This window comes from Niallia sp. FSL W8-0954 (assembly GCF_038005605.1).
GTDB classification, from domain to species: domain Bacteria; phylum Bacillota; class Bacilli; order Bacillales; family Cytobacillaceae; genus Niallia; species Niallia circulans_A.
The window spans coordinates 2786591-2808752 of the sequence record NZ_JBBOTN010000001.1; the positions used below are offsets into that span (position 1 = coordinate 2786591).

The 22162-nt window shown below is 33.7% G+C and carries 25 protein-coding genes, 1 pseudogene and 1 other annotated feature; of the genes and pseudogenes, 9 read left to right on the plus strand and 17 right to left on the minus strand.

Annotation, left to right across the window (positions count from 1 at the left end; translation table 11 throughout):
• Positions 1-127 precede the first annotated feature (127 nt).
• Positions 128-1000: an AraC family transcriptional regulator gene (locus NX902_RS13715; RefSeq protein ID WP_123257780.1), complete on the minus strand. Its 873-nt coding sequence runs from the start codon at positions 998-1000 to the stop codon at positions 128-130.
• 453 nt (positions 1001-1453) lie between these two features.
• On the opposite strand from NX902_RS13715, the gene NX902_RS13720 reads away from it, so the two are divergent.
• Positions 1454-2905, plus strand: a complete 1452-nt coding sequence (locus NX902_RS13720; protein WP_095333768.1) for an alanine/glycine:cation symporter family protein — start codon at positions 1454-1456, stop codon at positions 2903-2905.
• 752 nt (positions 2906-3657) lie between these two features.
• Here the strand turns inward: NX902_RS13720 and NX902_RS13725 are convergent.
• Positions 3658-4128 carry a hypothetical protein gene (locus tag NX902_RS13725; RefSeq protein WP_235850354.1) on the minus strand — a complete coding sequence of 157 codons (471 nt, stop codon included), beginning with the start codon at positions 4126-4128 and terminating at the stop codon, positions 3658-3660.
• A 264-nt stretch (positions 4129-4392) separates the two neighbouring features.
• Between NX902_RS13725 and NX902_RS13730 the strand changes: the two genes are divergently transcribed.
• Positions 4393-4881: an SRPBCC family protein gene (locus tag NX902_RS13730; protein WP_095333766.1), complete on the plus strand. Its 489-nt coding sequence runs from the start codon at positions 4393-4395 to the stop codon at positions 4879-4881.
• A 188-nt stretch (positions 4882-5069) separates the two neighbouring features.
• Here NX902_RS13730 and NX902_RS13735 read toward each other — a convergent pair.
• Positions 5070-5489: pseudogene (locus NX902_RS13735) on the minus strand (IS1595 family transposase); the annotation flags it as partial.
• A 281-nt stretch (positions 5490-5770) separates the two neighbouring features.
• On the opposite strand from NX902_RS13735, the gene NX902_RS13740 reads away from it, so the two are divergent.
• A complete protein-coding gene (locus NX902_RS13740; RefSeq protein ID WP_095333764.1) occupies positions 5771-6091 on the plus strand; it encodes a hypothetical protein in 321 nt (106 codons plus the stop codon).
• 215 nt (positions 6092-6306) lie between these two features.
• Positions 6307-6777 (plus strand): hypothetical protein, encoded by a 471-nt coding sequence (locus NX902_RS13745; RefSeq protein ID WP_341160784.1) that lies wholly within the window; start codon positions 6307-6309, stop codon positions 6775-6777.
• Positions 6778-7254: 477 nt separating this feature from the next.
• Here NX902_RS13745 and NX902_RS13750 read toward each other — a convergent pair whose 3' ends face one another.
• Positions 7255-8442 carry an RtcB family protein gene (locus NX902_RS13750; RefSeq protein ID WP_341160785.1) on the minus strand — a complete coding sequence of 396 codons (1188 nt, stop codon included), beginning with the start codon at positions 8440-8442 and terminating at the stop codon, positions 7255-7257.
• Between the two features lie 118 nt (positions 8443-8560).
• Between NX902_RS13750 and NX902_RS13755 the strand changes: the two genes are divergently transcribed.
• On the plus strand, positions 8561-9334 hold the full coding sequence (locus NX902_RS13755) for a YhfC family intramembrane metalloprotease (RefSeq protein WP_095333758.1): 774 nt from the start codon (positions 8561-8563) through the stop codon (positions 9332-9334).
• Positions 9335-9372: 38 nt separating this feature from the next.
• Here NX902_RS13755 and NX902_RS13760 read toward each other — a convergent pair whose 3' ends face one another.
• Positions 9373-10113, minus strand: a complete 741-nt coding sequence (locus tag NX902_RS13760) for a hypothetical protein (RefSeq protein ID WP_341160786.1) — start codon at positions 10111-10113, stop codon at positions 9373-9375.
• On the minus strand, positions 10114-10863 hold the full coding sequence (locus tag NX902_RS13765) for a hypothetical protein (RefSeq protein WP_095333754.1): 750 nt from the start codon (positions 10861-10863) through the stop codon (positions 10114-10116).
• A 186-nt stretch (positions 10864-11049) separates the two neighbouring features.
• Between NX902_RS13765 and NX902_RS13770 the strand changes: the two genes are divergently transcribed.
• Positions 11050-11664, plus strand: a complete 615-nt coding sequence (locus NX902_RS13770; protein ID WP_123257785.1) for a DedA family protein — start codon at positions 11050-11052, stop codon at positions 11662-11664.
• Positions 11665-11750: 86 nt separating this feature from the next.
• Here NX902_RS13770 and NX902_RS13775 read toward each other — a convergent pair whose 3' ends face one another.
• The 7 genes from NX902_RS13775 to NX902_RS13805 all read right to left on the minus strand — a co-directional run bounded on the left by NX902_RS13775 (position 11751) and on the right by NX902_RS13805 (position 15855).
• Entirely contained in the window at positions 11751-12251 is a 501-nt protein-coding gene (locus tag NX902_RS13775) for an HXXEE domain-containing protein (protein WP_341160787.1), read from the minus strand.
• A 264-nt stretch (positions 12252-12515) separates the two neighbouring features.
• Positions 12516-12851: a cupin domain-containing protein gene (locus tag NX902_RS13780; protein ID WP_095333748.1), complete on the minus strand. Its 336-nt coding sequence runs from the start codon at positions 12849-12851 to the stop codon at positions 12516-12518.
• A 40-nt stretch (positions 12852-12891) separates the two neighbouring features.
• Positions 12892-13230: a PH domain-containing protein gene (locus tag NX902_RS13785; RefSeq protein ID WP_095333746.1), complete on the minus strand. Its 339-nt coding sequence runs from the start codon at positions 13228-13230 to the stop codon at positions 12892-12894.
• 70 nt (positions 13231-13300) lie between these two features.
• Positions 13301-13843 (minus strand): GNAT family N-acetyltransferase, encoded by a 543-nt coding sequence (locus NX902_RS13790; protein WP_095333744.1) that lies wholly within the window; start codon positions 13841-13843, stop codon positions 13301-13303.
• Positions 13844-14060: 217 nt separating this feature from the next.
• On the minus strand, positions 14061-14735 hold the full coding sequence (locus tag NX902_RS13795) for a Type 1 glutamine amidotransferase-like domain-containing protein (RefSeq protein ID WP_123259320.1): 675 nt from the start codon (positions 14733-14735) through the stop codon (positions 14061-14063).
• Complete coding sequence (locus tag NX902_RS13800; protein ID WP_123260869.1) at positions 14728-15309, minus strand: histidine phosphatase family protein; 582 nt, start codon at positions 15307-15309, stop codon at positions 14728-14730. Before NX902_RS13800 ends, NX902_RS13795 begins: the two co-directional genes overlap by 8 nt.
• A gap of 15 nt (positions 15310-15324) precedes the next feature.
• Positions 15325-15855: a GNAT family N-acetyltransferase gene (locus NX902_RS13805; RefSeq protein ID WP_171509669.1), complete on the minus strand. Its 531-nt coding sequence runs from the start codon at positions 15853-15855 to the stop codon at positions 15325-15327.
• A gap of 304 nt (positions 15856-16159) precedes the next feature.
• Here NX902_RS13805 and NX902_RS13810 point away from each other — a divergent pair, with 304 nt between their 5' ends.
• From NX902_RS13810 to NX902_RS13820, 3 genes are all read left to right on the plus strand, one after another.
• Entirely contained in the window at positions 16160-16990 is an 831-nt protein-coding gene (locus NX902_RS13810; protein WP_095333738.1) for a type II toxin-antitoxin system SpoIISA family toxin, read from the plus strand.
• Between the two features lie 141 nt (positions 16991-17131).
• A complete protein-coding gene (locus NX902_RS13815; protein ID WP_095333736.1) occupies positions 17132-17314 on the plus strand; it encodes a hypothetical protein in 183 nt (60 codons plus the stop codon).
• A 455-nt stretch (positions 17315-17769) separates the two neighbouring features.
• Positions 17770-17904: a hypothetical protein gene (locus NX902_RS13820; RefSeq protein WP_268877141.1), complete on the plus strand. Its 135-nt coding sequence runs from the start codon at positions 17770-17772 to the stop codon at positions 17902-17904.
• Between the two features lie 20 nt (positions 17905-17924).
• On the opposite strand, the gene NX902_RS13825 is transcribed toward NX902_RS13820, so the two are convergent.
• From NX902_RS13825 to NX902_RS13840, 4 genes are all read right to left on the minus strand, one after another.
• A complete protein-coding gene (locus NX902_RS13825; RefSeq protein WP_095333735.1) occupies positions 17925-18440 on the minus strand; it encodes a hypothetical protein in 516 nt (171 codons plus the stop codon).
• Positions 18441-18740: 300 nt separating this feature from the next.
• Complete coding sequence (gene metG / locus NX902_RS13830; RefSeq protein ID WP_095333733.1) at positions 18741-20381, minus strand: methionine--tRNA ligase; 1641 nt, start codon at positions 20379-20381, stop codon at positions 18741-18743.
• Between the two features lie 98 nt (positions 20382-20479).
• Positions 20480-20737, minus strand: a binding site (T-box leader).
• Positions 20738-20808: 71 nt separating this feature from the next.
• Positions 20809-21567, minus strand: coding sequence for a class I SAM-dependent methyltransferase (locus tag NX902_RS13835; protein WP_095333731.1), 759 nt, complete (start codon positions 21565-21567; stop codon positions 20809-20811).
• A 163-nt stretch (positions 21568-21730) separates the two neighbouring features.
• Complete coding sequence (locus tag NX902_RS13840; protein WP_095333730.1) at positions 21731-22114, minus strand: PH domain-containing protein; 384 nt, start codon at positions 22112-22114, stop codon at positions 21731-21733.
• Between the last annotated feature and the right edge of the window lie 48 nt (positions 22115-22162).

Consider the following 22162-nt stretch of genomic DNA (forward strand, 5'->3'; position numbering starts at 1 on the left):
TTTAGGCGAACAAATCCCTTTCTCCGATTCAAATATATTACTAACCGATTTATCTCACCTCTTGTTAAACTAACCTCCTATAGAAAAAAGAGCTGACCCAAGCAGCTCTTTGATCTAAAAAATAAAATTATTTTTTTAAAACTGGAATCCAAATTTCGCTTTTCACAAATGGTGAAGTTAAATCTTGGGTTTTAATCGACAAGATTTCGGGTCCTTCTGTTACTTGATAATTGGAAGATGGAAACCACTCAGAAAAAATCCTCCCCCAAGTTTCCTGTAAAGTACTAGGAAAAGCTCCCGTTGATTCAAATATCGCCCAGGTTAAAGCAGGAACTTCAAGTTTTGAAAAGTTTTCAGGACATTCTTCTGTTGTTGTCACTCCTATATACTGATCAAGCTCTCCTTTTTCTTCCATACGTCCATCAGAAAAGTTTGTAGATGCTTGAATCATTCCTTTAGGTTCAGCATTAGAGAGTTTTTTTAATTGATCTATTTTTTCCATAGTCAAAGATTTCCACATTGCTGTAATTTCCGGGTTTTCCCCTTCAAAAATAATTGGAACTCTTTTCATCATACCAACTATGTTAAATGCTTTTTTTTGTTCAATTCGGTAATTCATTTCATTTCCTCCTCTAATTGATAATTGGAAGGTCATTGGTGGAAAGGCTTTTAATTGCTGTCCGTTGTTTCTTGCTTCTGATGGTGTTACACCATGGAAATTTTGAAAAGCTCTAGTAAAAGAGTCTGGAGAATTGTATCCATATTTAACCGCAATATCAATTATCTTTAAAATACTATTTGTAAGCTCAAATGCAGCCAAACTCAGTCGTCTACGGCGAATGTATTCTGATAATGTTATACCTGCAAGAAAAGAAAACATTCTTTTAAAATGATATTCGGAGCAATGAGCGATTCTTGCCACTATTTTAAAGTCTATTTCGTTCGTGAGGTTCTCCTCAATATATCCCATTGCATCATTCATGTTCTTAAGCAAATCCATTAAATGCCCCCCTTTCATCAATAGAATAACAGGAGTTGTATGTATCCGTCCGACATTATGTGCACCATTTTGTCGGTTTAATCCTATCTTTTACTAAACTGACCATTTCTACCATAAGAAAGATCTTACATATTACAGTTTACTTCCACTTTAGCACCACATGAAAAAGGCCTCCCTTTACATTAGGAAAGTCTCCTATAGTTTGAGAGAAATGATTCACAATGTTCTTTTTAAAAATTTTTCTTCTAGTAGGATTAAAAAGGAGAAGAATCTAAAAAGACCTTACTAAATTATCTGTAGATCATTGGACTTTTAGATTCATCTATTAATATAAAAAATAATAAAAGCTTCTTACTGTGGATAATAGGGCAATAAATTTTATTGTATTATAGTTTCTAATAAATTATAATTAAATTCTGAATATTAAAACACACCACTTAAAGGAGTATGAATATGGAAGAAATCGTGACTTTTATTAACGGGATACTATGGAGTACCCCAGTCATTTATATTGTATTAGTAATCGGTCTTATATTTACGTTTGTATCTAAATTTCTTCAAATTAGACATATAAAGGAAATGATTGTCCTCATGTTCCATGGAAAGAGTTCAGAGGCTGGAGTCTCTTCCTTTCAAGCACTTTCCATCGCATTATCCGGTAGAGTTGGGACAGGTAACATTGCTGGGGTAGCTACTGCCATTGCCTTTGGAGGACCTGGTGCCGTGTTCTGGATGTGGTTTATGGCTTTTATAGGAGCTTCTACAGCTTTTATTGAATCAACACTCGCACAGATCTATAAAGTAAAGCAAGATGGCCAGTATAGAGGAGGGCCTGCATATTATATCGAAAAGGGAATCGGATCAAAGTGGTTTGCATTTCTATTTGCAGGAGCAGCAATCATTTCCATGTCGATATTAATGCCAGGTGTCCAGTCGAATTCAATAGCAGTTGGCATGAAAAACGCCTTTAACATGCCTACATATATAACAGGACTATTGGTAGTTTTACTGTTGGGGTTCATCATCTTTGGTGGTGTCAAACGGATAGCAAATGTAGCTCAGGTAATTGTTCCGATTATGGCTCTAGGCTATATCCTTTTATCCATCGTTATCGTTTTAATGAACATTAAAGAACTACCGGGAGTTTTTACTTTGATCTTTAAAAGTGCCTTTAACCTTGAAGCTACATTCGGTGGCATGATGGGTATGGCCATTGCATGGGGTGTAAAACGGGGAATCTACTCAAATGAAGCAGGACAAGGAACCGGACCACACCCATCAGCTGCTGCAGAAGTATCCCATCCTGTAAAACAAGGACTTGTTCAGGCATTTTCTGTGTATATCGACACCTTGCTTGTTTGCTCAGCTACTGCCTTTATGATCTTGTTCACAGGAATGTACAATACAAAAGCCCCAAATGGAACAATGATTATTAATAATGTAGAAGGTGTAGAGGCTGGACCAGGGTTTACTCAGGCAGCAATCGATAGTCAAATCCCTGGATTTGGTTCTGGTTTTGTAGCTATTTCTTTGTTTTTATTCGCATTCACGACTATCATGGCCTATTATTATATTGCAGAAACAAACTTGACCTATCTGCTCCGTAATAGAAATAACCGATTTTTTTCTGACTTACTGAAACTGGTTTTACTTTTTGCCACTTTTTATGGGTCCACTAAAACAGCCAGCCTAGCTTGGGCACTTGGTGATATTGGTTTAGGCTTAATGGTTTGGCTTAACATGATTGCTATCGTGATATTGGCTAAACCCGCTTTCATTGCATTAAAAGACTATGAAAAACAGAAAAAGCAAGGTTTAGATCCTGTTTTTAATCCAGAAACATTGGGAATCAAAAATGCAGACTTTTGGGTAAAGGAAGAAAAAGATAAAGATAAAGCCGTTTAACAGCAGAAAGACCTTCTCCTAAATAGGGAGAAGGTCTTTCTGCTGTTGGAGTTTTTGGGTAATTACACTGCCTCTTCTATCTCCCCAACAATAGAGGATTTTGTTTTATACCTTTTATTCTTTATGTCTAAAATCTCCAATAAAGAGGATTATTTTTATTTTATGAAGGAATGTACTTAAACTAATCTTCCCATAGCACTATAAGAAAAACGCTCTATTATTTGAAAGCTCCCAACTGTTTAAGTGCATTGATTCACAAGCTCCATCATCAAAAATACAAAAAAGTCTATGAATTTATAGCATTGCCTTATGTAACTTCAGTTTTTTACCCTTGCCTAGTATTAATTTTTGAATGATGAACTAATTCGTGATTTATAAAAGAAGAAAATCATTGTTCTATAGATTTGTTCAATAATATCAGGATTTGAATTGTATTCATCAAGGATAATCCTTACTTTTTGAATTACAGCCTCAACTCTCTTTAGTGCTTTAACATCTTCAGTATCTTTATGTTTAATTATTATTTATTATTAAAAATATATAAGACTTCATTTTCTAAAATTAATCTATTTTTTCCTTTAAGTGTTTATATCTCTGATAATAATAACTGTTTTTTCACCAATATAAGTTCTTGTACAAACTTCATTACTGTTAGAATCTATATTTAATATGCTTTCATTTTCACTGTTTTCTATAATATCCATTTGTACGTTATGGTTTGTAAAGTTAATTTGGGCTAAAAATTCAAGTTTTTATCTTTTTGCTAGTATTTCTTTTGCAACCGGAAATTCACCTAATTGCATATGTTTTTGAAGCAGTTGATTTGAAATTTGAATTGGATAATTTGTTTTCTCGTTTTGATTAACTCCCAAAACTTGTAGTAATTCATCATGGAATTCTTCTAAGGTAGGTATTTTACCTTCACGCATATGTTCTTTTTGGATTTTAAGAAGCAAAAATGGAATTTGGGCTTTTTCTTCTCCACTTAACTCTTTTTTCAAAACAATATAATTAATATCAGATAGTAAATCTGAAGATATAGTTTGGTCCTCAATAATTTTCATCAAAAGATTTTCTAAAAGTTCAATCTTAGAATTCAAGTTATAAACTTCTTTATCCAAACGTTCTACTTGATTTTCTAATTTTCCAATCACTTCTGATATCTTTTCAAAAGCCATATTAACACCTTCTCTTACTTCTTCAATATTTTTACACTCTCTCATATTTTTTCTCCTCTCTACTCAAGAAACTAACCTCTTATTAGTACTTAATTTTATTTCATCATTTCATTTGGAAAATTTATCCTATTTTATTACCTTATTCAATGAACCTCCCTCTTTACTTCCATAGGCAAAATTTCATTTACTACAGGGTATACTGCATCCGTTCGTAAAGAAGATTATGAAACGCACATTCAAATTATCATTTCAAAATTTTTCAATTATGATAATATTAAAGTGTAATTATTTTACAAAGGAGAGGTTTTTATGACAACTACTACAAATGATAAAGCTATTATTAAAGATGTAACAATTAATGCACCATTAAATTTAGTGTGGTTTGCCTGGACAATTTCTGAAAGAGTTTCTGAATGGTTTGCACCTGAAACTGTTATAGAAGCTAAAGAAGGTGGTGCATATGAACTTTACTTTATACCTGGAAATAAGGAGGGTATGAATACGAAGGATTGTAAAATCACAAAACTTATTAATGAAAAAGAGCTACATTTTACTTGGAAAGGACCAGACCAATTTGAGACATTAATGAACAATAAAAATGAATTAACAAATGTAAACGTAAGTTTTAAATCAATCAATGAGGATTCTACCAAGGTTATTGTTAAACATATTGGATTTAAAGATAATGAGGACTGGACCGAAGCAATTAAGTGGCACCAAATGGCTTGGTCAGGAGTTCTTGATAGTCTAAAATCTGCTCTCGAAAATGGCGAAGGAAATTTATGTTGCCAACCTTAAAAAAGAATATTCTACATACACCATCTATATTTTTAAGTATGTAGATGGTTTTTATTTCCTAAAAAGCACTAAGTACCTATCTCGTGATGTAGGAATTGTTGTTCAACTAAATCCCTCGTTAGTTAAACAAGCAGTAATGCTTATATCGTCAATTTTGATAACCTAAGTGTATCATACGTTTCCATATTTTAAATTAAATTCCCTTTAATCAACAAGTCATCCATAGTAATAGGATTCCTTTGATATTGAATAGATTCTAACACCTAAAACCAAGCAAGATAATTATTCAGGTATTTAGTTGCAACTCCATTAGAACGTTGTATCCCTCCTTTAAGCCTTCGGTGATAATTGTTAACGTTCTGGATATGGTATAGTCTCTTTGTGCGAACCTTACCATCTGACTTGAATTGAAAAATATCCATCCCTTTTTCAGCAGCATATGTTTTAAAGGCATGCCAAGAATCGGTGCGTAAAACACTTGCATTTGAAAGTTTATGACCGATAGCTTTGTCTAATTGCTCTTTTGTTAATCGACCCATTCCCAATACCTGCAAAAAAAGTCATCTCTTCACGGTTCTTGCGACTAAGACACAAACTTGTTCGTTACTTCATCTCCATCAACAATCATTGAGTATGTGCCAGTTCCTGTCGAAGAAGACACAGTAAGTGCATCAATTAAATACTCTCATAGTCGGTGCTTTTCTGCTGGATTTAGTTTTTGTATGGCTTTAAGAATATCAGTTGCTCTCACGTTCATCACCATTTTTATATAGTTATATAAATTACAGAACATAAGTTCTTATAAATCAAAATATCAACAACAGACTTTAACAGAGCCTATAAATAAATGGTATAATATTTGTTCGAATGATTTAATTGGGAGGAAAATATGATTCAAGCAATTGGCGTCGTTGATTTTCATTACAAGCCAATGAGAACAACGAAATATAAAGAGAATGTAACAAAGCGGATTAATGCAAAAACAAATAAATTCGATGACTCTTTTGAAGTTCTGACGATTTCAGAACCATATGATATGGATGGAGATATTTATGTCCGTGTTTCCTGCTCATTTACCATTTATATGTACGAAAAAGCCTATATTCGAAATCCCGAAGAGTATGTGGGTTCTGTATTTCCTACATTAAAAGAACGGATTACACCACATATCATTGCTACAAAGGTTTATAGTTTAACGAAAAGAAGATGATGTTTAAGGGAAGACTGATAAATTATAATAAACGCACCTAAAAAATAATATAATTCTTTGAAAATTCTTCTTTAACTAACGTGGTATTTAGTATAATTAGAATGGTGGAACTAATAACCTTAAGAATACACAAAACGTAAGAATCACGAGAAGAGACTACAAAAATTAGATCAACAAACAAAGTAGGTGGGTTGCATGGAAGAAAAAAACAAAAAATGGAAACATATTTTAATACAAAGGATATTGCCAAACGTAATGCCTTATTAAAGCAATTAGTATTTGACTTGCCAGATGACGGAAAGGACTTTTTTTTAAAACCATATAAAAAAGAGCGATATTTAGATATGCGACTTACTGCCATTCGAGGATATGCTGGCTTTGCAAGTGAAGAAGAGGTGGCCATTTTAATGAATAGGATGTTGGAAATCTTAACAAAGCGCCCCGAAAGTACTCCATATAATTATCAGGAATATGAGATCTTGCGGTCAGCTTTTTTGCTACCCTACCTGCTAGAAATATATCCTTATGACTGTTTCAAAAAATTTAATGAACAGTTAGAAAAACAGTACGATGCCATGCCTAATGTTTTCAAAGGAATTTTCACCTGCAATGATAAAGGTGAACATATCCAACTAGTTCCTTCAGCAGTAGTACAGAAACGGATTGCAGCTTTCCTGCGTGGGTAAAAGACGTCTCTAAGTGGTCCTTGAATCCACGAGCCGCTTTTGTCATTATCTCTCGTAATATACAAAAGAAAATGATTTCGCCCCGCTATCACTTAGTATCCATGTTACTTTTAAAGACGTTCCTTTGAGCACAAACATATATAAATCTACGAAAATCAAAATTAAATAATCTTAATATCATTTCACATTAGCAAGTCTTGCTGTTGATTTACATATTACGCAAATGGTTAATCGAGCATGGTGCCATACGTTAATGAAAAATGGGAGGTTATAGCTTGAACGGAAAAAAACGAAAAAAGACTCCTTTTTTGGGAGCCTTTTAGACATATTAATAGACTTTTTTGAAATTTTTTATGGATTTTTCCGATTTTTATTTCGCTCACTTTTGAAATTCTTCTGAATGTACATATAAGGAGAGCGACAGAAGAAAAATGCTTTCTCTCTCCTTATATTTATTTCATCCTTTCTATTTCCTTCTTAATTTGCCTTAAAGTTATACAACGGCTTAATAATTTCTGCAATATCAATAGTCTCTGCTGTATGTTTAATTATCTCTTCCATTGGTTTATACGCAAATGGACTTTCATCTAACGTACTATTCTTCACGGAAGTACTCCAAACGTCTTTCATGGATGTCTCAAAATCTTTTAAGCTAACGGTCTTTCTCGCCTTGGTCCTCGACATCAATCTTCCTGCTCCATGTGGAGCGGATTGGTTCCAATCATCGTTTCCTTTTCCAAAGGCAATAATGCTGCCATCTCTCATATTCAAGGGAATAATCACTCTTTCTCCTTTTCTAGCAGAAATAGCTCCTTTTCTTAATATCATATTTTCCATATCAATATAATTGTGAATAGTAGTAAATTGATCTAAAACTGCCCAATTCATCTTTGTAACAATAACATCAATCATGGCAAGTCGATTTAAATAAGCATATTTTTGCGCAATCTTCATATCATGCATATAGTCTTTAAATCCTTGCGACTCTAAATAAGCAAGTTCTTTGTTTAGTTTTGACAGCTTCATATTTTTTAAGCTTTCCTGAATTTCAGCATGCCTGCCCTCTTTCTTTAATTTAACAATCATTTCTTTTTTTATCCCGTCGATATTAACTAAGTTATCGTAAGCAAGTGTTTGGTAATATTCCGCTACTTGTGCACCTAAGTTACGGCTTCCACTATGTATAACGATATATACACTGCCATCAGCTGCTTCATTTAACTCGATAAAATGATTGCCCCCACCTAAGGTTCCAATACTGTGTTCTGCTCTTTTTTTATTTATTGGAGCTTTCACCTCATCTAAATCAATTTGTTCCTTATATGAATGAGCTTTATCTCTGATCGAGAATCCACTTGGGATGAACTTGCGAATCGTTTCATCTAATTCATCAAAATTCAAATTTGCTCTGTCTACAGTTAATTTTGCTACCGCCATGCCACAACCAATATCTACCCCTACTAGATTAGGGACAATTTTATCTTGAATAGTCATTGTTGTACCTATCGTACAGCCAACTCCTGCATGCGTATCTGGCATAATTCTAATCTTACTGTTCTTAGCAAATTCCTGATCACATAATTCCTTAATCTGTGCCTCAGCCACTTCTTCTAATTGATCCGTAAATACTTTAGCTCTATTATATTTACCAGTTAATTCAATCATTTGGTCACTTCCTTTTTAATTTTTTCACATAATTAGCTTGGTTAATCATTGACGTATAGTTTCAATCTGTTATACACTTAATATAACAGATTGAACTAGAATAGGAGGAATAAAAAGAATGAACTCTATTTATATTGGGATATCTCTGCAACTATTTCTTTCAGTAATAGTTCCAATTATATTAATGGTATATTTACAAAGAAAAAAAATGATGTCTTGGAAATCCTTACTTGTTGGTATTGTAATCTTCATTGTATTTTCACAAATTCTTGAAAAAATCGTTCATTTCATCGTGCTTAGCCCGACTGGCACTGAATTAAAATGGAGCAGTAATCCTTATCTTTTTGCATTATACGGTGGCCTTGCTGCTGGTATATTTGAAGAATTCGGTCGCTATTTTGCTTTTACAGTATGGTTGAAGAACAATCATCAGTTTAATGATGGACTATCATATGGATTAGGACATGGAGGAATAGAAGCTATATTTATTGGTGGCATGTCAGCACTGAATTCTCTGCTCATTTCATCTATGATAAAAACGGGGAACTTGGAAACATTATTAGGTCCAGCAGCTAAACCTGAAGACATTAACAATATTAAAGAGCAATTTGAACAGGCTAATGTAATGCTTTTTGCATCTGGCGGCTTAGAAAGAGTTTTTGCCCTTGCGCTACATCTTGCATTATCCATATTAGTCCTATATGCAATTAGACAGCAAAAATTTATATATGTTATTTATGCGATTCTTATACACGCAGCTGTCAATTTCTTCCCAGCATTATATCAGGCGGGTACTATCACCAACCTACTTATAATTGAAGTTTTTCTAGGGATAATTGCTGTACTATCCATCCTGTTTATTGTAAAAATGAAACCAAAATTTGAAAAATAAATATTAGATACTCAGCTCTCCTTTTTATGGAGAGCCTTTTACCATTGTTCACCTTCCCATTCATCCATAATTGTTATATTTTCTATTGTTGCACCTGAAAAAGTATTTCCACCATTTTCATAGCTATTAAGTGGCACTATATAATTATTTTTCTTATCAAATCCTTTAATTCCATAATATAGTCCTTCCCCATTAGAAGAAATAAAATCTTCCTCCTGATTCTCTATCTTTATTTGTGCTGCATTCCATATGGCTCCCCATTTATCTGGCACTTTGTATATACCATATGGTTTTCCACTGATTGATACGTCTTCCTCAATTTGAATTGCTGGTTCATACCATTCACCGCTCCAGCCACTGGTAAAATGTCGGTCTCTTATTAAATAGAAAGTAATAGTTTCTATCTTATTTTTTGAATCAAGATTCCATAGAAAATAGGATTCTGACTGATTTCCCTCCTTTATCCTCCATAAAAGCGGTTCTCCAGTGGTTGTTACATAGGTTACTTCCCATTTATTATCTATCCATTCTAATAAACTATAGCCATATTGTTTATCACTAGAAAGATGGGGAATGAAAACATGCTTTTCATCTAATGCTCTTTGGTCAAAAACTCTATTTATGCTAATTTCACCAGTATCTTCAATCATTTTTCTTATACTAGTTTCATTTGGAAGATCGGATGGAGAGCTTTCAGCTTCCTTTAAGAAAAGAAAAATAAATAAGCTTATAGCAATCATGACTACAACTAATAAATACCATACTCTGTTAAATTTCATCTATTCTGTTCCCCCTTTTAATACAGATTCAGAGGAGCGAAAATAGTACTGACCCTTTTCTGTTGAAATAAGCATCCCTTTTCCATCTCTTTCCATATAAATGGTAGATTCATAGCCAATCCCCCACTTTGGAGTCGCTCCTATAAGAATATAGGGAAAGCGTTCCATTGTCTGATGTGGCATCTGTCCTTCCTCTTCCAATTCTTCCTCCTTAATTTCTGGAAATGATTCATAATACCATTGCTGTGTATCCATTTTCCCAATCCCCCAAGAGGACAGACTTTCTATAAACAGCTCTTTATTAAGATCTGCTTGTTTGCCTGAAGGATGAATTAATAGAATGCCAGGATTATTTAGTTCAGCTAAAAAAGTCTCTACTTTATCAGTTGGATACAACAAACTTTGTACCAGAGAACTAAGCAAGGTTGTAATAAGAAAAATATAATTTCCAAAGAATCCAAGCCAAGCAAATGGTCGATACACCTTCCAACGTTCTTTCCGCTTTCCAAAAACCAATATAAGTATCCATACACCAAGTGGTAAAATAGCTATCTTTACTGGTGTTTCACTAACGATAAATGAAAAGTTAAAGCAAAATAAACCAATGTATATAATAATGACCATTTTCCATATAACAGGTTTTTCTGTTTGTTTTCTATACAAATAACATACTGCACCGATAAGTATGCCCCAACCAATTATAGTCATTATACTTGTACTTAACGCATTGGGAATCCAATAATCAACCATATACATTCTCCTATAAATCTATTGAATTAATCCTTATTTTAGCACAATTACCAAATAACAACATCTCATTTTGTAAAAATGTGAATGATATCATAATTGGAGAAATAGGATTATATTAGATGGTTTTAAAAGCATATGTTAAGATATTTTTATATATGTGAATGGAAAATATAAGGAGTGCACGGAATGGAAAATTGGATTATAGAAACAATGGAAAATTTTGGTTACTTTGGTATTTTACTATTAATTATGCTTGAAAATATCTTTCCACCAATCCCTTCGGAAGTTATTTTGACCTTTGGAGGCGCAATGACTGTAAAGACTAGTATGACCATAACAGGCGTTGTCACCGTATCTACAATTGGTTCTGTACTTGGAGCTATTATTCTTTATTTTATTGGTTCTTTATTGGATATAAGAAGATTGGAAAAAATCATTGAAAAATGGGGCCATATCCTTCGCTTAAAAAAAGCTGATTTATATAAAGCTGATCGCTGGTTTGATAAATTTGGCTATTGGACAGTCTTCTTCTGCCGCTTTATTCCACTTATTCGAAGTTTAATCTCGCTGCCAGCAGGCATGGCAAAAATGAACTTTGGTATTTTTCTATTTTTAACAACTATAGGTACATTCACATGGAATTTCGTTCTTATTCGTATTGGCGCTACAGTTGGTGATTCTTGGGAAGACATCGTTCATTATATGGACATGTACTCCAATGTAGCATACGTTATACTTGCTGTGATTGGTCTTGCAGTAATTGGTCTATACATATATAAACGCGTTATAAAACAAAAATAAAAGTTATCTCATGGCATTTGCCATGAGATTTTTTGTTCCTTTTCATTTCGACAACCAGATTTCCTGTTTTCTTTCCAATCCATTTTTTAATCCAAAGCGCTATCTTTAGAAAGTGTTATTTTGCCACCAATTTTAAACAAAAAAGGAATAAGCACCACTAAAGTAATTCCTACAGTAAATGTGGAAATGACTAGCTCATGCCATCTAATTAAATTTATGGATAACATTTGATAAATTACGAATGAATTGATTGGAAAGTTAAGTAATAAACCAGTAAGAAGTCCGGGTGCATACTTTTTCAACCAAACAGTTGCAATAAGATGCGGAAAAATAGCATTTAATATCATAGAACCTAAAAATCCAACAAAAATCCATTTCGATAAAACTGATTCTGGTCTGTATAAAAAACTGATTGCAGACAGATAAGCTAATATAGTTACAAAAATAACAGCAAAATTGAATTCCCTTGAAGTAACAGGCTTTTGAAACTTGGAAGATTGCTGAGACCATTTAGGCAGCCAAATTGCTTCTTCTATATTATGAAGTGTAATCGCAAAACAAAATAGTAGTATAAGTGAATAATCCATATACCTTTTCTCCACTCTTAAAGTAATTTCCCATCTTCATTATCCGCGGGCTTAATTTTTATATTTCCAAATCCGTTTTATAGAACAATTCGTTTACTGGATGGGTGATGATTCTTACATATAAAAAACATACGAGGAATGACAATCATACCAAGAACGAATATCATTACTAGTAATCTTTTATCCATTATTCTCCACTGTCCATATGATATAGAAAGCACCTTGCCTTTCACATTTATGATAATAATAGATAGCTAGGTAGCTTTAAAAAGGCTCTTTTAAGTTTGAAGCTTGAATTACGAATGCTGTCAAACCAGTATCAGATCCTGTTTCATGCCATTCTCCTTGCTCCCAAAAAACTGCCTCCCCTTTCTTTATAAGAAGCTTCCTATCATCGATATCTCTAACCCAGCCTTCACCCTCGACTACATGGAACAGCTGTGGAACCGGTGCTTGATGATTACCTAATATGCCTTTTGGACCAAGCGTGATAATGCCAATATTCGTAGCTTCATCTGTTTTCATGATTTTACAATAGCTAGCAGACACAGAATTGTATTGTTCTATGCTTTTTCCTTTGCCAATTGTAATTAATTTCATTTACCATAATCCTTTCTTTTTATTGTCACAGGATAAACAGTTATTTATACGTTTTTATTTTCGTCATAAAATCCTCTATATCCTCACTAATAATCTGTTTAAATTTCACTGTATCCTTTTTATATTTTATCGTTATATATTGATTCATTAAATTTCGCTTTAACTGAATGGCTTCTAAATTGGCATAATCAAAACTTTCGATTAGTTCATTTCCAGGAATGGAGTCTGCACAGAAAATTAATCGTTTTTCTGTTGCTGCCAGCATACCCGGACGCACTATTTTTTTATAAATAAACACTTCCAATGAACATCTAAGAGATCCTTGTATCGTTTCATTTTTCTTTAGTTGTTGTTGCAATATTTGAACGTCTGCTATCATCCATTTCCTCCTCCTTCTCCTTTTATTACTTTACGGCTGAAGTCGGCAAAAGATTCCTAATCCATTAACCTTAATCATTAGGATTAATGATAGCCAGAATTTGATGGTCTTTCCACTCTCCATTTATTTTCACATTGCTTTTGGCTATCCCTTCTTTGTGAAACCCAGCCTTTTCTAATACGCGAATCGAGCCAACATTATGGGGCATCACTCCTGCTTCTAATCGATGTAGACTAAGTGTATGGAAGGCATAGTCAACTAATTTTTTCACAGCAAGAGTCATATAGCCTTTGCCGTTACTGTCTTTATCAAGAACATAACCAACAATGGCATTATGTGCTGGCTCTCGTCTTACCATGTATAAATTAACACTCCCAATTAACTCATTGGACTCTTGTAGAAAAATGCCAAAATGATAATCACTGTCTTGCTTTGCATTTTCTTTCCATGTGTTAATAAGCTGTTCTTGAAAATGCAATGTATAGAACTCTTCCTTCCGAGCAGTCGAATAGTCTTTAAAAAAATCTCGATTTCTTAATTCTAGGTTCCATAGTCCCTCTGCATCCTTTTCCTCTAATAATCTTATGTAAATGGGATCTGTTGTTTGAACCATTTTTATCCACCCTTCTAGATCTATATTGTAATCAATCTGCATAAACGAAAAACAACGAAATTTTCCGAAAATAAAAAATACAATCATTTAATCTTTTTCATTTTAGACTAGGTTATAATAAATAGCTTCCTAGTAAAAAAGGTTAATCATAAAAATACTATACTAAAGGTCTTCTTTCCTTATGGTTAATAAAATTGATTGCGTAAAATTTATAATCCTATAAAAAATTGATTTTTTCCATTTTTTCGAGACGATTGTTGTTAATCTGATAAACATTATTTCCTTCCACAGCCATTAACCGATTGTTATAAAAATACATGCCCGTACCTTCATCTATTCCAAAATGTACATGTGGCTGAAACTTTATAACAGCTTTCCTTAAATGATTTTCATCCATCCATTCACTAAAATGAACTGCAATAACTGTATTTTTCAACAGCCCTAATCCTGTTTGCCACTTAAAAACTTGATCTTCATTGTCATTTGCTGAAATGATACAATGCTCCATACTAATAAGAGCTCCCGCAGAAAATCCAGCAATTGGTACTCCTGCTGAAAATTGTTCTTGGAGAATCCTTGATAAAGATGTCTCGACAATATACTTTGCATATTGTTCCGTATTACCTCCACCAATGATAATCCCGGCACTATTCTTTAGCAGCTCAACGGCGTCTTTCTCTGAAATAGTTAGCAAAGGGATAAATTGGAATTCTGTTATTCCATTTTCTATCAATTTTTTTGTATACTTAGCCAGATACTCCTTCCAGTTTGGTCTATCGATAATTAGAAAAGAAATTTTTCCTGTTCGTACAGAAACCAGTTCGGAAAATTTTCTTGCCATTTTATAGGTAAATGGCGGGCCGCCGCCAAATAAGAATAAATGTCTATTCATTATTATCCTCCCATATTCTCTCAACCGTTAATATTTGCTTCCCTTCAAATATTAATTTATAAATATCAGGCATCTCTAAATTCTTCCAAAATGTATAATCATACTCCTTTGAAAAGTAATTCATCATTAAAACCATGATATTTCCATGTGTTCCGATAACAATTCTTTTATTTTCATATTGCTTTAGTATGTGAAATAAAGCTTGGACTCCTCTTTTTTGGGCTATTAAATTAGACTCTCCACCATCCCAGAAAAAGGTTTCCTCTCTCCAAACTTTTTCGATGGCAGTATTAAAATCAGGAATAGATCCTTTTGCCAATTTACGTTCTCTAAAATCGTGTATAAGCTTGATATCTGTTTGAAAATATTCTGCAACCCCTTCTATGGTCTGAATCGCTCTCTTATATGGGCTCGATAAAACAATATCGATAGCTTCCTTTTCCATTCGTTTAGCGACTTGTTTAGCAGCAGAAAGGCCTTTCTCCGACAAAGGCCTTTCTAATTCATCTGCCGAATATACGGAATGTGCATGCCTGACAAAATAAATCGTTGTTCTAGATTCCAAATTGTTCATCCCACCCAGCATTTTTTATTCATCTTTCAGAATAGAGTATACATTTATATCAAAGGCCTTTGCATTCTGTTCATAGTACTTTCTCAAAACACCTTCATGCTGAAAGCCAAGCTTTTGAATAAGTTTATTTGATGCTTCGTTTTCTAAATAAATCATAGCTCCCACCCGATTTAAATGAAGCTCTTCTAATGCATAGGAGACAACTTTTTGGACTGCTTCAGATGTATAACCAGAGCGCCCATATTCAGGATTGATTTCATATCCGATTTCTGCTCTCTTATGAGAAAGAACTAAATTGTTTAAACCAAGTGTACCAATAAGTCGGGTAGTTCCTTTGATCTGCATGCCCCATCTAATTCCTCGTTGATTTTCAAAGTTATTAGCAAAATGTCCAATTAATGCTTCTACTTGTTCCATACTTGTAAATGCTTCTTGCCCATAGTACTGCATAACTTCTTCATTGGAAAAATAAGCAAATAAATCTCCAGCATCCTCTTTCTTAATCTCTCTTAATAGCAATCTCTCTGTCTCTAATATTGGAAACATCCTTATTCCCCTTTTCTCTGCACGTCTTTTGTTTACCATTATTTTCTTATTATAAGGGATAACTTTAGATTATCCTAGGGGGACTATTTTATATGCTTTCACTTCCCTTTACTTTTTTATTCTCATCCAGACATTCAATTAAAATAGGAAAAATTCAGGGTGTAAATCCATTCTCTTTTATAGAAAATGTCGAGCTATCTATACGTTTATATGTAAAGAAGGATTTCTTTTTTCTTTTATTTTCCATTACAATTATTAATGCGTGGTATAATAGTTTGGTAAGCGATTAAAGGGAGGATAAACATTGGCGGCAATCTATTTTGTTTTTATTACGGCAATGATTTTATTGATTGTTCTTTCACTCATCTATTTTTGGTGGCGAACAGATAAATATGTGGAAAATCTTCAAGCAATTCGAAAATCATATTATGTTTTATTTTTTCTCCTTGTTTGTCTTGGAATTTTGACAAAGCAGCTGCAAATGTCTGACTGGACAATGATTTTGTCGTTAGCAAGTGCTGCCGTTTTCATTGATATTGCGGTTTTCCAAACACCTGATATTCTTAAAATTTGGAATACTGAATTTCAACATAGTAATTATATTCGAAAAACGATTCGCAAAAATGAAGAAGTATTAGGCTACAATGCTAAAAAGGTTCAGAATTTTACTGAAGTTATTTCCAAAACAGCTGATCATTTTATCGAACGTAATCTTCCCCAGCATTGGCGTCAATATAAAGATGAATTACGTACTTATTTAAACCTGTATGCAGACACATTTCAATTTCATATTGCGATTTTCCCTTTTGCAATTAGTGCAAGCGGGGATGATTTAAAGCAAAACTTAGAATCTGCTTTTAATAGTGTAGAAATTTGCTATAATATTAGCTTTTTAGACAGAGAAGTGAAAGAAAATATTATTCAAGATCTTCTAGCAGGGAAAAGTATCCCCTTAAAAGACCAAGAAAATAATATAAATAATGAGGATTTAGTCAAAAATGTTTTTATCGTTGCATATTATGGGGAAAGTTATAATATGTTGATAGGTATCAGCTCCCAGTTCGTCGAAGTGGATGGAATTGATGCTTCCCACATCCTTAACTTAGCACAAATTTTCGATTGGTACATGGTTTAAGGCTCCTTTTTACCTGCTTTGTAGTATAATAATATGTAGAAAAAAAGCATGAGCAAAATTTCACGATCTAAAGTTTTATAGTTTTGGAGATTAATAGCTTGTGCCGGATTTTATAAAATTTTCTATAAAGGAGGAATTGATATGGCAGAAAAAAAGAAAACTGCAATTGCTTCTACTCCTGCACCATTCAATAAACCAAAGAACCAGACAAAAAAATCAATGAATCCGAATAGGAGAAAGATGACTGTAGCAGTATCAGAAACATTTGAAGATATTCATGACATGAATAAGAAAGCACTGAACTTACTAGCTAAACGTGCCTAATGAAAAGAGTCTATAGAAAAGGAGGGGAGATTTCTACTCTAAAAAACCCCTCTCCTTTTCTAAGACTCTTCTTTTTTAGGCTATATATTAAAATCTTTTTAATGTCACGGCTTAATATTTCGCAATAAATGGTAAACGTATTAATAAATGGAGGTTCGGAAATTTGCCACTGATTTTTCCGATAGCAGGCGGTATCTTAATGACATTATTTTATTGGACGAATAACTAACACCATTTTTCTTTATTTTAGGAGTACTCTTATTTATTAAGCATAATCCTTAATGTTAAAGCTTTCACCAGTTTGAAGAAGGAGCTGGAAAATTAATATCATATATCGTTTACTTTCACTTTCTTGCTGTTATATTATATCCTGTCTTTCATTTTCTAAATTACTTGTATAAAAACACCAATTATACGGACAACCTATAAATAAAAAGTAACGAGGCAATTTTTGTATGACTTTAAAAAGAAAACAAATCCATAATCCCAATAGACGGCATATGTCTGTACCAGCCATGCATTTTTCTGTTTCCATATACAATAAACAGGCTTTAGCTATTTTAGAAGCGATTGAAAAAAGTAAAAGATGATCCTTTTCTTTTCATGGCCACTATTTTATTTTAGGTTCTTTCTTACTGTAGTGCATATCTGCTTGTAAATGCTTATCTACATAGGAATAAAACTTTTCCATTGTATCTTTTTCTTTTAAAATAGTTTGAAGCTTTTGAGGATCTTTCCTGACTACCTTATGTTTTTTTAATAGCTGAAATACTTCTGGCAAAATACTGATGTCTTCACTTTCTAAATGTAAAATCGATTGATCCTTTAATTGGATAATCATATTGACATGTAATGAGGAGCCTAAAAGATATAGATAAACAGTAGGAACTCGTTGCACATTAAATTCCACAGAAACAATGTCTTTATACCGAATGGTTCGTAAATTCCGTTTCTTTTTCCGTCTAAATAACCCGCATGGTGTAAACAGAATACCTAAATCATTAAAGCTTGTATAACATATGGGATAAAGTTTACTTGCATAAGGGGGATATTTCTTTCCATATACCTCGACAATAACTGGCAAGACTCTGTTTGTTCCAGGTGATACAAACTCACTCCACTTCATTTCCGCTCCCTCCTATTTATTAAATGCCTCCTTCAGCCCTTTTACCATTCGCTCTTTCGTTATCATCTAATTTATTCTGTTACAATCGATATATTGCCAAGCAAACACTTCTTTTCAAAATCCTATATTTAACCTAGTATATTCTATATATCACGAAAAAGTTATAAAGAATCATGCAATAGATAATTTATTCGCTAAGTACAAGCTATTTTCCTCTGAAAATACAGCAATTTTCTACAGCATATTTTTCAGCTCTCCCCTTTTTCAATCACCTTAAAAAGAGGAGAGAAATGACAAAAATCAGGAATGTTTTTGTCCCATTATCAGTTGATTTAGTTCTTCTTCTATTAATCCTAAATCTAAGCGCTCAAAAAGGGGAGCGACATATATTATTTCCTTAGGAAGTGTATATTGTATATGCCACTCTATATTTGTAATTCCAAGCATTGCTCTAATTTTACGCGCGGAAAATGGGAGAAATGGTTCAAGAAGGTGGGCGAGATTGACAATCATAAATGTACAATTTGCTAATGTCATTTCACCAGCCTCCTTATTTATTTTTACTTGTTCCCACGGTTTTTGTTGATCAAAATAGCGATTTGCAGACCGAATATAAGAAAAAATTTCTTCTAATGCTTTTTTGCTTTTTCCTCTTTTTATCCAATTACCAGCGCTTTGATAAACATCTTCTGTGCTAGCAATGATTTTTTGGGAAACTTGTTTATCAGGAACCTTGCTATTATAAGCTTTTTGAATAAACTTTAACGTTCGATTCACAAAGTTCCCATAGGCACCTAATAATTCACTATTATGGCTATAAATAAATTCTCGCCAAGAAAAGTCGGTATCCCTTGCTTCTGGAGCGTTTATCGTTAGAAAATACCGAATCGAATCAGGATCATATTTCTGTAAAATATAAGGAACCCAAACAGCCCAATTTTGACTGGTAGATAATTTCCTTTTTTCTAATGTTAGATATTCACTGGAGACAATATGGGTTGGTAGCGATTTTCTTCCCAATCCAAGTAAAATACTCGGCCAAATAACTGTATGAAACGGAATATTGTCCTTGCCATGAACATAGTAAGATATTGTTTCAGAGCCCCAATAATCATCCATATGAAGACCTTTTTCTTTACAAGCCTCCATACTTGCTGTTAAGTAGCCAGCTACCGCTTCGATCCATACGTAAATTTTCTTTCCTTCAAATCCTTCTAATGGTACGTCAATCCCATTAGGTAAATCTCTAGTTACCGCCCTGTCTGGCAGTCCTTCTCGCAAGTACCTTTTCGTTAAGGAAATTGCATTTTCATTCCAAAGCTGATTATCTTCTGCTTGTTTCACATAGTTTTCAAGCTCTTTCTGAAAATCGCTAAAAGTGAAATAGAAATGTTCTGTTTTCTTAATGACAGGTTCCTCCCCACAAATTTTACAGCGTTTATCTTTTAATTCTAGTGGATCTAAAATCGTAGAACAGTGATCACATTGGTCTCCTCTGGCCTTTTGCTTGCAATGGGGACAAATTCCTTCTACAAATCGATCTGGCAAAAATTGATTGTCCTTTTGGCAGTATGCCTGCTCTACTGTTTTTCTGGATAAATAGCCCTTTTTCAATAAAGTTAGAAAAATCTCCTGAACTGATGCATGATGATGTTTAGCGTCTGTTCTTGTGTAAAGATCGTACGAAAAGCCTAGCTTAGCAAAACACTGCGAAAATTCTTTATGATAGCGATCTGCTATTTCTTGAACGGATGAATTCTCTTGATGGGCGCGAATAGAAATAGGTGTCCCATTACAATCACTACCTGATACATAGAGAACTTCTTCTCCCTTTTGCCGAAAATAACGAGCTAAAATGTCTCCTGGCAATAATGCTGCCACATGACCTAAATGCAAAGAGCCATTCGCATATGGCCATGCTCCTCCTATAAATATACTCATATTTACTTCCTCCTTTTATAGAATTGCTTCCTTCTTTTCATTCATTTGAAAATTATTCTTCAAATAAAAAAGCATAAAAAAACGCCCTAATCTAAAAAGATTAGGACGAGTTAACCCGTGGTACCACCTAGCTTTACAAATAGTTCACACTATTTGCCTCTAATCAGTACGTCTAAAAAAACAAGAGATACTGCTGCTGTTATAACGAGTGCCTATCTCGTCGTAGTCTACTCACGAATCGCTTTCGGTACGAAGCTCCAAGGTCATTTTCAATAAGGTTCATTTGCCTCTTTTCCACCATCAGAAGCTCTCTTTAAAATCTCCCCTTATTTACTTTTCCTTATCAACGCTAAACAAATTTATTAAGACTTATTGTAAATAGATCCCTACTTAATGTCAACATCTTTTGGTTTAATTTGCCCTTCAGCTAAATGACAGCGCCTACATAAACATGCAGATCATTAGGAACGAGAATGTTTCCATCTTTACTGTACTTATCGAAAAGAAACCCTAGTTCTTCTACAAACTCATCATAAAAAGGATCGTCTTTTTGCGGAGAATAAGAAGCGGAAAGATTTCGACCAATAAAATGTTCTTTATTCATTTTTAATGGATTGGATACCGCATAATGTTCATATCCATTTGTGAAAAAATGCTGCAGACCCAAACGCTCAATATTTATTCCGCCACTAAACCCTTGGAAATTCGGACAGTATCTTTTCGATATTTTAGCAGTTTCCGAATTTAATTGACTCGTATGATCACGACTATTCCAAATGAGCATGACCTGACCATTTTCCTTCAGAATACGTTTACATTCCTTTTTAAAAACATTGGCATCAAACCAATGAAACGCCTGTGCAACTGTAATTAGATCTACACTATTATCTGCGATTCCCGTGTTTTCGGCTGATGCATCTAGACAGGTCACCTGTTTGAAGTCTTCCATTCTAGCTTTCAGAATAGATCTCATCTCATCATTCGGCTCTATGGCGAAAATATATGTGCCGATATTCGCAACTAACTCGGTAAAAATCCCTGTGCCTGCTCCGACATCTGCGATGACAAAATGATCATTCGAGCCACTATACTCGGAAATAAGCTCCTTAAAAAAACGTTTAGGATAACCTGGACGATAACGATCATACAATGTGGACTTCCCTGAGAATTTAGCCTTTGAATTCATTGTATTCCCCCTCTTTAACCATTCTCTTTCCTTCTTCCCTGATTTATCCTATTCCCACCATACTAAATAAATATTCCACAAAGAATATTACATTCCTGCTATTAATTGATAGGAACAGCCCAGCTTTCATTCTCGCTTTTATGCTGGACTGCAATCTTCAAATTTAGGCTTTAGCAACATAACTTGCCAATGCTTTTTGCACGTCATAAATGCTATTATCTTTTTTGAATTGTTTAGAAATGGCTGGCAATTCTGCACCAGAGATCCAAATTTTCAATTCAGCATCCAAATCAAAATGACCTGCAGTTTCTATACTGAAACGCGAAATACTTTTATATGGTACAGACAAGTACTCGACTTTTTTACCTGTCAATCCTTGCTTATCGACAAAAATTAGTCGTAAGTCTGTGAACACAATTAAATCTCTGACTAATTTATAAGCAAGCTCGATTGTTTCATTAGAACCGATTACGTTGCTTAATTCCTTTTCTAGTTCCTTCACATCTGTTTCACTTGCATTTCCCATCAGCCCATTTAAAAAGCCCATTTTATCAACTCCATAAAAATTTATGATTTGTAGCTTAATCTAATTATC